Source organism: Pseudoxanthomonas mexicana (assembly GCF_010093385.1).
Classification (GTDB): domain Bacteria; phylum Pseudomonadota; class Gammaproteobacteria; order Xanthomonadales; family Xanthomonadaceae; genus Pseudoxanthomonas_A; species Pseudoxanthomonas_A mexicana.
This window is the reverse complement of the sequence record NZ_PDWV01000077.1, coordinates 1-12,500: the sequence shown is the minus strand read 5'-3', so window position 1 is coordinate 12,500 and position 12,500 is coordinate 1. Positions and strand designations below refer to the sequence as shown.

The following is a 12,500-nucleotide window of genomic DNA, read 5'->3' as shown; positions in this document are numbered from 1 at the left end:
CCGTTCCCATCACGAACACGGAAGTGAAACGCAGCCGCGCCGATGGTAGTGTGGCTTAAGCCATGCAAGAGTAGGTCATCGCCAGGGCCTTTATCCCGAAACCCCCGTCCCACAAGGACGGGGGTTTTTTATTGCCCGGCTTTCGCCAACAATCGGGGTTCATCTCACAGGGGCGAATCATGAAGCGGACTTTGTTGGCCTTGGCCACCACGCTGGCGGTATTGGCAAGCGCTGACATCGCAGCGAAGGACGCCACTGCGGAAGCGGCGCGCATACATGAGGGTGCGTTGGTGCTCGATACCCATCTGGATACGCCGGCGAACCTGCGACGGCCGGGATGGAGCATTGCCGACGACCATCGCCACGAAGGCGAGCTGTCGCAAGTGGATCTCCCGCGCATGAAGGCAGGAGGGCTGGATGGCGGGTTCTGGGTCATCTACACGGCGCAGGGCGCGCGCGATGAGGCGGGCAAGCGCGCGGCCCGGGATCACGGGTTGGAACGGCTGGTCAGCATTCGCGAGATGCTCGCCGCGCACGCCTCAGACATGGAGCTTGCGCTGACGGCGGCCGATGCCGAGCGGATCGCATCGGCCGGCAGGCGCGTGAGCTTCATCAGCATGGAGAACGCGGCGCCGCTGGCGAGCGACCCAAGCCTGCTGGAGGTCTACCACCGCCTTGGCCTGCGGATGCTGGGGATAACCCATGTGCGCAACAACGAGTTCGGGGATTCATCGACGGATCCGGCGGGAGCGGAGTGGAACGGACTGAGCCCCGCCGGGCGCGCGCTCGTGGAGCAGGCGAACCGGCTTGGCATCGTGCTGGATGCCTCGCATGCGAGCGATGCCGTATTCGACCAGCTGCTGGAACTGTCCCGTGCGCCCATCGTGCTTTCCCACACCAGTGCGGACGCGGTGTACGACCACCCTCGCAACATCGACGATGCGCGTATCCGTCAGCTTGCTGCCAAAGGAGGCGTCATCCACGTCAATGCCTATGGCGGCTACCTGGTCGACATCCCCAAGGTACCGGAGAGAGAGGCGGCGCTCGAAGCCCTGTCGGAGAAGTTCGGTCCGGAGGAGCGACTGCCGACGAGCCGCGTGGCGGCCTATCTGAGTGAGCGTCGCGCGATCGAAGCGCGGTATCCCGTCAAGCGGGCGGCCTTCGATGACTACATGTCGCACCTGTTGCACATCATTCGCGTCGCGGGCGTCGACCACGTCGGTATCGGTGCCGACTGGGATGGCGGTGGCGGCGTGGTGGGCATGGACGACGTCACCGCTCTGCCCAGGATCACGGAGGCCCTGCTGGCGGCGGGCTATTCGGAAGGCGATGTGAGGAAGATCTGGGGTGGCAACCTGTTGCGCGTCCTGAGGCAGGTCCAGGACGCGAGCGACGCTTCCGCACCGTAGCCGTGCGTCGGATCGTGAGGCAAAGCCGACGCATGGCAGTCCGCGCGATGGGCGAGGACGCAGACCATTGAAGAACGCTTGGAACGCGCAGGGACGCATCGACATGGACGAGCGCATCACGCCACGCCGCTTCGCCGCCGGGTTGCTCGGGGACATTCCCCGGCACTGGCTGCCGGGGAACGAATTCGTATCGTCGCTGCTGAATGCTTACACCATCCTGGTGCCTGCCAACGAGGCGTTCTACATTCGCACGCTCAATGCATGCCTGCCGCATGTGCGCGACGAAACGCTGCTGGGTCGCTGCCAGGATTTCATCCGTCAGGAAGCGCAGCACGGCGTGGCGCACAAGCGCTACTGGGACAATCTGGATGCGCAGGGCTACGCATACCGCGGGTTCGAGCGCATGGTCGACCGCTGGGTCTTCCGGGTGATGGACCGTTTCGCGCCTCTCTGGTTCCGGGCGTCGCTGGTCAGCTGCGTCGAGCACATCAATGCCTTCCTGGGATACGAGTTCCTGTCCCAGTCGATTCTCGCTTCCGCAGATCCGCGCATGCGCGACCTGATGGAATGGCACTTCGCGGAGGAGATCGAACATCGCGCGGTCGCCTTCGATCTGCTGCAGACGGTTTCACCCCGCTATCCGGTGCGTCTGCTCGGCGCGATCACGACGAGCACCCTGTTCTATCTGCTGATGACCGGTCTGACGACGGCCTTGCTGGCTCAGGATCGGCGGCTCTGGCGCAAGGCCATCTGGCGGCAGGCAGCCTGGCATCTGGGCACGGGCCATGGCATGGCACGCCGCACGCTGCAGCATCTGCTGCACTACCTGCGGCCCGGCTTCCATCCTTCCCGTCTGCCAGGCGCTGACGCGCTGGCGGCGGGGGTACTGACGCGCCAAGCCAGCCGGCAGCCCCCTGCTGTCGTCGCGATGGGCAGCCGAACCTGAACGCCAGCTCCACCCGAGCCGACGCGATCACCCGTATGGCGCGCAGTGGCGGGCCCGCTCATCACCAAGTCATTGATTGATAAAGGGCTTGGGTGCCGGGCGGGATGGCGCGCCATCGTTGCAGTGCTGGGACAATGGGGAACTTCCCATGTGGTTAGCAGTCGAACCCCCCGACTGCTAACATCCTTGCCCATGAGCCAGAACACCTCCACTACCGCCTTGGTCGCCAACAACCTGCCGATCCCCAGTGCCCTGGGCTCGCTCGACGCCTACATCAGCGCCGTGCACCAGATCCCGGTGCTGACGGTCGAAGACGAGCGCGCCCTGGCGCAGCGCTACCGCGAAGAGGAAGACCTCGATGCGGCACGCGAGCTGGTGCACTCGCACCTGCGTTTCGTGGTGCATGTGGCCCGCGGCTACAACGGCTACGGCCTGCCGCTGGGCGACCTGATCCAGGAAGGCAACATCGGCCTGATGAAGGCGGTGAAGCGTTTCGACCCCGACATGGGCGTGCGCCTGGTGAGCTTCGCGGTGCACTGGATCCGTGCCGAGATGCACGAGTTCATCCTGAAGAACTGGCGCATCGTCAAGGTCGCCACGACGAAGGCACAGCGCAAGCTGTTCTTCAACCTGCGCAAGTCCAAGACGCGCCTGGGCTGGATGAATGCCGAAGAGGTCAGCGCCATCGCCAAGGACCTCAATGTGTCCGAGCGGGAAGTGCTGGAGATGGAAGCGCGCCTTTCCGGTCGCGATATCGGGTTCGATGCCCCCGCGGACGAGGACGAGGACCATGCACCGCCGTCGCCGGCCAGCTACCTTGTCGCGCACGACGAGGATCCTTCGCAGGCCTACGAACGCGCAGACAGCGAGGACAACCAGCTGGAACTGTTGCGCGAAGGCTTGGCCAACCTGGACGACCGGTCGCGCGACATCATCAAGCGTCGCTGGCTGGATGGCGAAAGCAAGGTCACGCTGCAGGAACTCGCCGACGAGTACGGCATCTCCGCCGAACGCGTGCGCCAGGTCGAAGCCAATGCGCTGAAGAAGATGAAAGCCCTGTTCGCGGCCTGATCCGCGTCGCACGATGTCTTCGAAGAGGCCCCGCAAGGGGCCTTTTCCATTGGCGAGTTCATCGTCCGGCGGAAGTGTGGTCCACTACGCCGCGATCCGCATTGGGCGGGAGACCGGCCAAGGAGCACGGCATGGGGTGGGGCAGCAGGCGATGGGCGAAGCTCGCGTGGGCGGCGGTGGCGGTATTGGGCCTGGCGGCATTGCCGGCGATCGCGGCGACGAATGCGGCCGAGGACGGAAACGAGAAATCAGGCGGTACCGAACGTGGCATCCGCTTCGGCATCGATCGTGAGGAATACGATGCGCAGGCGCGCGCGGCGATGCAGATCGATCCCGTCGTGGCTGCGCAGTTGGGCGCGATCCGCAAGGTGACGCTGGACGAAGCGGCCAGCATGGACGAACCCGGTCCGGACGTACTGGTGTTCGACGTGGAGGGAAGTCGTGGCAAGGGGCGCGTCACCGCGCGTTTCATTACGGTCAGCGCCACTCAGGAGGCGCTGGGTCCGGGCACGTTGGTCATGGCCGACGGCACCCGGCACGCCATCGAGGGCGACGCCGATGCGTTGGCTTCGGAGGACGGCCACGCGCATGACCATGAGCATGATGAGGAGGTCGAAGCGGGCGCCGGCCTCTTTACCCGGCAGGCACAGGAAGCCGCGCAGCGTTACCCCCTGATCCGCCAGCACATCGGGCAGATCACTACGTTCGAGATCGATACCGACGCCACCGGCGCCGCGCCCGGCATGAACACCTTCGTGTTCGACGTGGCAGGCGATAAGGGACGCGGGCGCCTGCAGGCCGATTTCATCACCGTCGATGCGGGTACCGAACGCCTGGGCAAGGGCGTGCTGACGCTGGCCGATGGCCGGCGGCTGGCATTCGAGGGCGAACCGCCCGGCGAGGGCGAGGCGGCCGACGAGGGCGAGGCGGCCGACGAGGGCGCGGGCGTCGACGATCTGTTCGGCGACATGCAGGACAACATCTTCACTCGTCAGGCCCGCGTGGCCGTGCAGCGTTATCCACTGGTGCAGCAGCACATCGGCGCGTTGCAGACCTTCGAGTTCGACATGGCCGCCACTGGTGAAGCGGAGGGCGTCAACGAGTTCGCGTTCGCACTGGTCGGCGACAAGGGGCGCGGGCATATCGTGGCGGAGTTCATCACCGTCGATGCGGATACCGAACGCCTGGGTAAGGGCGTGCTGACGCTCGCCGATGGGCGCGAACTGGCATTCGAGGGCGAGCCTCCGTTCCCGGGAGAGCAGGTCGACGGGGACGTTCCCGAGACCTTCGCGCGCCAGGACGGCATCTTCGTGTTGCAGGCCAATACGGCGATGCAGGCGCACCCGGTGGTGCGACGCCATATCGGCGACATCCGCGAGGCGGTCTTCGATCGCGACGCGTCCTGGGCGGCAGAAGGCGAGCGCTATATCTTCGACCTGAAAGGCAGCAAGGGTCAGGGACGTCTGGAAGCCGAGTTCATCACCGTCGACGCCGACAGCGAGCGCATCGGCGAGGGCGAGCTGGTCATGGCCGACGGCACGCGTTATCCGCTGGACTAGAAGCGGGCCGAACAAGATCCGGATAGCGCCGCCGTGACGGCGGCGCGAGCATGGCGTCCTCTGTTCCGGAGCCTGACGCCATGTCGTTCGTGATCCACGGGCTGTCGCCCGACACCTTCCGGCCGTTGTTCGCACTCGACGACGGCGCGCTGGCGGCGCGCAACATACGCCGCGTCGTCGCCGACGCCGACCGGGGATTCCCGTGCCGGGTCACCCTGGAAGACGCGCGGCAGGGCGAGACGCTGTTGCTGCTTCCGTTCGTGCACCACGACGTGGCAGGGCCCTATCGTGCCAGCGGCCCGATCTATGTGCGCGAGGCCGCCATGCAGCAACCGGCGGCGGTGGTCCGCGGCACGCTGCCGCCCAGCTTTCCGCGACGCCTGCTGTCGCTGCGCGCATACGATGCAGACGGCCTGATGCGCGATGCCGATGTGGTGGAAGGAAGCGACGCGCTGTCCCACCTGCAACGCCTGCTCGCCTTGCCGGACGTCGCCTACGTGCACGTCCACAACGCGCGACCCGGCTGCTACGCCTGTCGCGTCGATCCGGCCTGATCTTCGTCCTTGCCCAGGATGATCCGCGCGCCGCGCTGGTAGCTCCAGTACGCCCAGCACCAGTTCAACAGCACCACCAGGCGGTTGCGGAAGCCGATCAGGAAGAACACGTGCGCCGTCAGCCAGAACCACCAAGCAAGCAGGCCGGAGAACTTCAACCGGCCGAAATCCACCACGGCCGCCATGCGGCCGATGGTCGCGAGGTTGCCATAGTCCTGGTAGCGGAAGTCGCCAGGCGATGCGCGCCCATCCAGGCGTGCGCGCAGTACCTGCGCCACGTGCCGACCCATCTGTTTCGCCGCCGGCGCCACGCCGGGCACGGGGCGCCCGTCCGAGGTCACGGCGGCGAGATCTCCCGCGACAAAGATGTCCGGATGCCCCGCGACACTGAGGTCGGGCTGCACGGGCACGCGGCCGGCGCGATCCAGTGGCACGTCGAGCGTGCGCGCCAGCGGTGACGCGGCCACGCCGGCCGCCCACACCACCGTCTTCGCCGGCACGAAGGTGTCGCCCAGCCGGTAACCCTCGTCGGTGATGTCGCTGACCGGCGTGCCGGTGACGACCTCGACGCCCAGCCGTTCCAACTGCCTGCGCGCCTTCTCCGACAGCGTGTCGGGAAAGGACGCCAGCACGCGCGGTCCCGCCTCCACCAGCCGCACGCGCGCCTGCGAGGGGTCGATGCGGCGGAACTCGTTCTTCAGCGTATGCCGCGCGATCTCGGCCAGCGTGCCGGCCAGTTCCACGCCGGTCGGTCCGCCGCCAACGATGGCGAAGCTGAGCCACGCGGCGCGTTTCCCGGGATCGGTCTCGGCTTCCGCGCGCTCGAAGGCGAGCAGCAGGTGGCGGCGCAGCTGCAGGGCGTCGTCCAGCGTCTTCAGGCCGGGCGCATGCCGCGCCCACTCGTCGTGGCCGAAATAGGCATGCGTCGCGCCCGTCGCCAGCAGCAAGGCGTCGTAGGCGATGGTCGTGCCGTCGGCCAATATGACATGCTTCTCCTGCGGCGCGATCGCAGCGACCTCCGCCAGGCGCACTTCCACGTTGGCCTGCTTGCGCAGGATGTGGCGCAGCGGCGCGGCGATGTCGGGTGCCGACAATCCGGCGGTGGCGACCTGGTAGAGCAGCGGCTGGAACAGGTGATGGTTGGGCCGGTCGATCAGGGTGATGCGCACCGGCGCGGACGCCAGCGCGCGCGGCGCCCAGAGCCCGGCGAAGCCGCCGCCGACGATGACGAAATGGTGTGCTGCCTGCATGCCGTCTCCCGCAGCCACGAAGTGCGTGGCGGATCACGATGGATTGTCGCACGCGGCCCGCCGCCGTCGTTCAGTCCGGGTCGCGGTCGATCAGCGAGGTCGTGCGCGTGTCGGGCATCCACAGGTAGACCAGCAGCGAACACGCGATGCAGGCGGTGACGTACCCGTAGAAGCCGGTTTCCATGCCGCTCTTCTTGAACCATAGCGCGACCATGTCCGCCGTTCCGCCGAAGAGCGCGACGGTCAGTGCATAGGGCAGGCCGACGCCAAGGGCGCGGATCTCCACCGGGAACATTTCCGCCTTCACCACCGCGTTGATCGCGGTGTAGCCGCTGAGGATCACCAGGGCCGCCATGACCAGCCAGAACGCCTGCGCCGGGCTGGATACGGTCTGCAGCGTCGACAGGATAGGCCACGTGCACAGCGTGCCCAGCACGCCGAACGCGATGAGGATCCGCCGGCGGCCGATCCGGTCGGACAGCGCGCCGACCACCGGTTGCAGCAGCATGAAGAAGAACAGCGTGGAAGCGTTGATCAGGCTGGCCGTCTCGCTGGCCATGCCGGCGCTGTTGACGAGGAATTTGTGCACGTAGGTGGTGTACGTGTAGAAGGCCAGCGTGCCGCCCATCGTCAGCCCGACCACGGCGAGCACCGCGCGTGGGTGCTGCATCAGCGCGCGCAGCGTGCCCTGCGCCTCCTGCTGGTCCGGCGTGCCCGCGGCCTCGCGGCGGGAGAAGGACTCGGTTTCCACCATGTTCCGGCGCAGCCACAACGCCACCAGCGCCGCCACCGCGCCGATCGCGAACGGGATGCGCCAGCCCCATTCGCGCAGTTGCTCGTCGGTGAGGAACACACGCTGCAGCGCGATCAGCACGGCCAACGCAATCAGGTGCCCCATCACCAGCGTGACGTACTGGAAGCTGGACCAGAAGCCGCGATGCCCGCGCGTGGCCATCTCGCTGAGATAGGTCGCCGACGTACCGTATTCGCCGCCGACCGATAGTCCCTGCAGCAGCCGCGCCAGCACCAGCAGGATCGGTGCGGCCACGCCGATGCTCGCGTAGCCGGGCGTGCAGGCGATGATCAGCGAACCGCCGCACATCATCACCACCGACAGCATCAGCGCGCGCCTGCGGCCATGGCGGTCGGCGTAACGCCCCAGCAGCCAGCCGCCGAGCGGGCGCATCAGAAAGCCCACTGCGAAGATCGCAGCGGTCTTCAGCAACTGGCTGGTGCGGTCGCCGCCGGGGAAGAACACCTCGGCGAAGTACAGCGAGAACGCCGCGTAGACGTACCAGTCGTACCACTCCCCCAGGTTGCCGACCGAGCCGCTGAAGATGCTGCGCAGGCGTTGGGCGGGCGTCAGGTCGGCGCGGGACGTGGGCGTCATCAGTACAGGTCCATGGGGTCGACATCGAGCGACCAGCGCGTGCGGCGGGCTTCCGGCAGGGCGTGGATGTCGGGGAGCGCGAGATCGAGCGCGCGATGCAGGGCGCGCCGTTCGGGCGACGACAGCAGCAGCTGCACGCGATGCAGGCCGGCGCGGCGCGGCATCGGTGCCGGCAACGGGCCATGCATCTCCAGCGTAGCGTCGTGCGCGCGCAGGGCACGCTTCGCCGCCTGCAGGAACTGCTGTGCGGCGTCAACGTGCTGGGCTTCGGCGCGCAGCAGCGCCAGGTGCGCGAAGGGCGGGAACCCGGCCATCTGACGTTGCTCCAGTTCGGCCTCGGCGAAGGCGTGGTAGCCGCCGCTGATCAGCGTGTTCAGCAGCGGATGGTCGGGATGGTGCGTCTGCAGCCACACATCGCCGCGCTTGCCCGCGCGTCCCGCGCGTCCGGCCACCTGGATGAGCTGCTGCGCCAGCTTCTCGCCGGCCCGGAAGTCGGTGGAGAACAGGCCCTCGTCCACGCCGACCACGGCCACACGGGTGAGATGCGGCAGGTCGTGGCCCTTGGCCAGGATCTGCGTGCCTACCAGGATGCCGGGCGTGTCGCCCAGCTTCGCCAGTTGCTGCGCCAGGCCGTCGCGCTTCTGCGTGGTGCCGCGATCCACGCGTAGCACCGGCACGTCTGCGAACTGTTCGGCCAGCAGTTCTTCCAGCCGCTCGGTGCCGATGCCCTGCGGTTGCAGCGCCAGACCACCGCAATCGGGGCAGGCCGGTGGCGCCGCCTGCCGCGCGCCGCAGTGGTGGCACTGCAACCGCTTGCCACCCGCGTGCACGGTCATGGGGCTGTCGCAGCGCTTGCACTGCGCGCTCCAGCCGCAGTCGTGGCACAGCAGGACCGGGGCGTAGCCGCGACGGTTCTTGAACACCAGCACCTGGCCGCCGGCGTCCAGCGCCTGGCGGATCGCCTGCAGCGTGTCCGACAGCAGGCCGGCCTGCTGCGCGCGCTTGCGCATGTCCAGCACGCGCACGGCCGGCGGCTGCGCCTCACCGGCACGACGCGACAGGCGCAGGTGCGCATAGCGGCCGCTGCGTGCGTTGTGCAGGGTTTCCAGCGATGGCGTGGCGCTGCCCAGCACCACCGGCACGTCCAGCGCCTTGCCGCGTACCAGCGCGAAGTCGCGTGCGTGGTAGCGGATGCCGTCCTGCTGCTTGTAGCTGCCGTCGTGTTCCTCGTCGACCACGATCAGGCCGGCCTCCGGCAGCGGCGTGAACACCGCCGAGCGCGTGCCCACGATCACCCGCGCCTCGCCGCGCAGGCAGGCGGCCCAGGTGCGGGCGCGCTCGCCGTCGTTGAGGCCGGAGTGCAGCGCATGCACCGGCACGCCCAGCCGTTCGCGAAAGCGCGACAGCGTCTGCGGGGTCAGGCCGATCTCCGGCACCAGCACCAGCGCCTGCCGGCCGCGCCGCAGGCAGTCGGCGATGGCGTGCAGGTAGACCTCGGTCTTGCCGCTGCCGGTCACGCCGTCGAGCAGGAGGGCACCGAACCCCGAGGTGCCGAAGATCGCGTCGGCGGCGGCCTGCTGTTCGTCGTTGAGCGCCGGGCCGGGCCGCGGCGACGCGGCGACGGCGGCCGGCGGGGCCGCGAAGCGCTCCGCCAACCCACGCTTGCCCAAATCGCGTGCGGTGGCGCGTCCTGTGTCCAGGTGCAGGTCCAGCACGTCTTCATCGAGGGTGCCGTGCTGCGCCAGCAGGTCCGCCAGGCGCCGTGGTCGGCTGCCCGCGCGCAGGCGCTCGCGTCCCGAAAGGCCGGCTTCCGTCAGGCGCCAATGCCAGGCATGGGTATCGGGCAACGGCTCGCCCTGGCGCAGCAGCACCGGCAGGGCGGTGGCCACCACCTCGCCCAGCGGGGCGTGCGTATAGCGGGCCAGCCAGTGCAGCGATTCCAGCAGTTCGCCGTGCAGCAGAGGGGCCGCGTCCAGCAGTGCGTCCGCCGGTCGGAGGTCCAACCCGGGATCGGCCGGCGGGCCGACCCCGGCGACGAACCCGGTCAGCGCCCGGTTGCCGAACATCACGCTCACCCGCTTGCCGACGTCGCTTGGCGAGGCGGCCTGGCCGATAGGGGGCAGGTAGTCGAACAACCGCGGCAACGGCACGGGCAGGGCGACTTGAAGGGTGTGATCGGGCGGCATCGCGTGCAGTGTATCGGCCCCTTCCGATGGCGGTCAGGTCTCACACAGTTGCGGCGATGTCCTGTCAGAATCTTGACGAAAATCACGCAAGTGCCGATCCCCAAAGGGGATTCCGGTTTATCCACACAGGTTGTGGATAAATCTGTGCATGGCGCGAATGCTTCACGGCGCAATGACGGTCCCGCAAGCATCCGGGTCGGGTTGGCGAAAAAAACGCCAGCGGCATAATTCCAAATAAAATCAGTAGCTTGACCGTGAAACCGAAATGAAACATGGGCGCCAGGGGTGGGTCAGCGGCCACGGATGACGGATCGATGACCGCTGTGCACAACGTTGTTTCGTCGAAACCCTTGTGCCATCGGGGAGAGCAGATTCCGACGCGCTGTCAAGCGTCCATACGGGCCGGATGGGTGACTATCATCGGCCATCCGCAACCGGTTCCATGATGGCTCCCCAAGACACCGTCGGCTCTCCCCCCGCCGCCCTGGCCGCCTTCCTGCGTGGCTGCGAGCGTCGCGGCGCCGTGTTCGCCGAACTCCAGTGCGGCGACCCGGACCGCGGCGATGTCGCCCTGGCCGCTGCCCTGCGAGCGTTCCGTGGCAATGCGGCGGCGCTGCCGATGGCGGACTGGCCGGTGCGCTTCTGGTCGCTGCTGTCCTCCGCGCCGCCGTTGCGGACGGCTGCCCCTGACGCTCGATGGCCGGGCGCGCTGTCCGCCCTGGCCGCGGCCGCGCCGCTCGACCGTGCCGCGCTGTTGCTGCGGCTGGCCGGTGGCCTGCAGGAAGCCGACGCCGCCGACGCCCTGGGGCTCGATGGCGCGGCTTACCGCGATGCCCTGGCCCGTGCCTGCCCCCGCGACGCGTTGGGCCATCCCGATGCCGCCGCGTGGCGCGCCGTGGCCGAGGCGATCCAGACGCAGCTGCGGGAACTGTCCCCCGACCGGCTGGCCAAACTCGCCCGCCTGCGCGAGGACGCCCTGGCCGGCACCCGCGTGCCGGCCGTGGCGCCGGCGAAGGCGCCAGAGACCAGGACTGTCGATGCCCGGCGCCGCTGGCCGTGGATCCTGCTGGCCGGCATCCTGCTGCTGGCCGCCGCGGGCGCGGCGCTTTGGTGGTGGCAAGGGCAGGCGCCACCGCCGGCATCGACGCCGACAGGAGCTCCCGCCTCGGAAGAAGGGGTCTCGGCGCTTCCGCCTGATCCGGTCATCACGTCGGCACCCCTGCCCGCGGCCGAGGCGCCCGCCTTGCGCGCAGACAACTTGATCCCCGCCGAGACCCATGGGGATTTCGTGCTCCTCGCCGATGCCGATGACGAGGCATATGCCCGCGAAGCGGATTTTCTGGCCTGGTACGTCGCGGGTGCCGGCGCGATGTCGTCGACCGCTGTGCCCAACCCCGATGCAGGAGCCGCGACCGATGCGGCGCGCTGACCGCAGACCGGCGACTGCCGTGCGCGCGATGGCCGTCATCGCCCTGTTGGCGGGCATCGGCGCGTCGCCCGCGCAGGACGCAACGAACGCATCCCGCTGGGCCACCATGTCGCCCACGGCGCAGGCCGAATGGCAGCAGCGTCGCCTGGCCTGGGACGCCTTGCCGCGGCACGAGCGCGAGGACCGTCGCGCGCGCTACGCCGCCTGGCGCGCGCTGGACGAGGTGCAACGCACGCGGTTGCGCGCCGCCGCCAGCGAGATCGCGGCGCTGCCGCCGGAACACCAGGCCGCGCTGCGCACGCAGTTCGGCATGCTGGACGCGATGCAGCGGCAGGGCTGGCGGCTGGGTCCGGACCTGGGCGCCGACTGGCCGCGCCTGCAGCCGCTGTTCGCTTACGTCCCGCCCACCGAGCGCGATGGCCTGCTGGCCATCCTGCGGCGGCTGGATGCGGAGCAGCGCGACGACCTGGCCGCGCTCGCGCAGCGGCTGCCGCCGCAGGACCGGGATGCGTTCCGTCGCGAATTGCTGGCGGTGCCTGATGGCCGACGCCGCGCATGGCTGCAGCAACGGCGTGAACGCTAGCTGTGTAAACCCACCACGTTGTTCAGTGGGATTCGGGTGATGGGTGGCCTGTAGCCAAGGCTGGCATGTGGTCGATGCCAGTTGTAGTGATGAAGCCAGCCCTGCAGCGCGTGGGCTCGCTGT

The 12,500-nt window shown here is 68.5% G+C and carries 11 protein-coding genes and 1 rRNA gene; 8 read left to right on the top strand and 4 right to left on the bottom strand.

What is annotated here, in order from left to right; translation table 11 throughout:
* The 6 genes from rrf to CSC76_RS17820 all read left to right on the top strand — a co-directional run.
* Positions 1-87 (top strand): 5S ribosomal RNA (gene rrf / locus CSC76_RS17845); the annotation flags it as partial.
* Between the two features lie 92 nt (positions 88-179).
* Positions 180-1,409, top strand: a complete 1,230-nt coding sequence (locus CSC76_RS17840) for a dipeptidase (protein ID WP_162111304.1) — start codon at positions 180-182, stop codon at positions 1,407-1,409.
* A gap of 67 nt (positions 1,410-1,476) precedes the next feature.
* Positions 1,477-2,355, top strand: coding sequence for a metal-dependent hydrolase (locus CSC76_RS17835; RefSeq protein ID WP_162111303.1), 879 nt, complete (start codon positions 1,477-1,479; stop codon positions 2,353-2,355).
* 192 nt (positions 2,356-2,547) lie between these two features.
* Positions 2,548-3,426: an RNA polymerase sigma factor RpoH gene (gene rpoH / locus CSC76_RS17830; RefSeq protein ID WP_162111302.1), complete on the top strand. Its 879-nt coding sequence runs from the start codon at positions 2,548-2,550 to the stop codon at positions 3,424-3,426.
* A gap of 131 nt (positions 3,427-3,557) precedes the next feature.
* Positions 3,558-4,985, top strand: a complete 1,428-nt coding sequence (locus CSC76_RS17825; RefSeq protein ID WP_162111301.1) for a hypothetical protein — start codon at positions 3,558-3,560, stop codon at positions 4,983-4,985.
* A gap of 80 nt (positions 4,986-5,065) precedes the next feature.
* Complete coding sequence (locus CSC76_RS17820; protein WP_162111300.1) at positions 5,066-5,539, top strand: DUF1203 domain-containing protein; 474 nt, start codon at positions 5,066-5,068, stop codon at positions 5,537-5,539.
* Here CSC76_RS17820 and CSC76_RS17815 read toward each other — a convergent pair.
* From CSC76_RS17815 to CSC76_RS17805, 3 genes are all read right to left on the bottom strand, one after another.
* The gene (locus CSC76_RS17815) at positions 5,512-6,789 is read right to left on the bottom strand and encodes an NAD(P)/FAD-dependent oxidoreductase (RefSeq protein ID WP_162111299.1); all 1,278 of its coding nucleotides are present in this window, start codon (positions 6,787-6,789) and stop codon (positions 5,512-5,514) included. The genes CSC76_RS17820 and CSC76_RS17815 overlap by 28 nt on opposite strands.
* Positions 6,790-6,859: 70 nt before the next feature.
* Complete coding sequence (locus tag CSC76_RS17810; RefSeq protein WP_162111298.1) at positions 6,860-8,179, bottom strand: MFS transporter; 1,320 nt, start codon at positions 8,177-8,179, stop codon at positions 6,860-6,862.
* Complete coding sequence (locus tag CSC76_RS17805; RefSeq protein ID WP_162111297.1) at positions 8,179-10,365, bottom strand: primosomal protein N'; 2,187 nt, start codon at positions 10,363-10,365, stop codon at positions 8,179-8,181. Before CSC76_RS17805 ends, CSC76_RS17810 begins: the two co-directional genes overlap by 1 nt.
* A 442-nt stretch (positions 10,366-10,807) precedes the next feature.
* On the opposite strand from CSC76_RS17805, the gene CSC76_RS17800 reads away from it, so the two are divergent.
* Positions 10,808-11,794, top strand: coding sequence for a hypothetical protein (locus tag CSC76_RS17800; protein ID WP_162111296.1), 987 nt, complete (start codon positions 10,808-10,810; stop codon positions 11,792-11,794).
* Positions 11,781-12,377 carry a DUF3106 domain-containing protein gene (locus CSC76_RS17795; protein ID WP_238395082.1) on the top strand — a complete coding sequence of 199 codons (597 nt, stop codon included), beginning with the start codon at positions 11,781-11,783 and terminating at the stop codon, positions 12,375-12,377. Before CSC76_RS17800 ends, CSC76_RS17795 begins: the two co-directional genes overlap by 14 nt.
* On the opposite strand, the gene CSC76_RS17790 is transcribed toward CSC76_RS17795, so the two are convergent.
* Positions 12,374-12,500 (bottom strand): integrase core domain-containing protein (locus CSC76_RS17790; protein ID WP_162111295.1); only part of this gene is annotated, 127 nt, incomplete at its 5' end. The genes CSC76_RS17795 and CSC76_RS17790 overlap by 4 nt on opposite strands.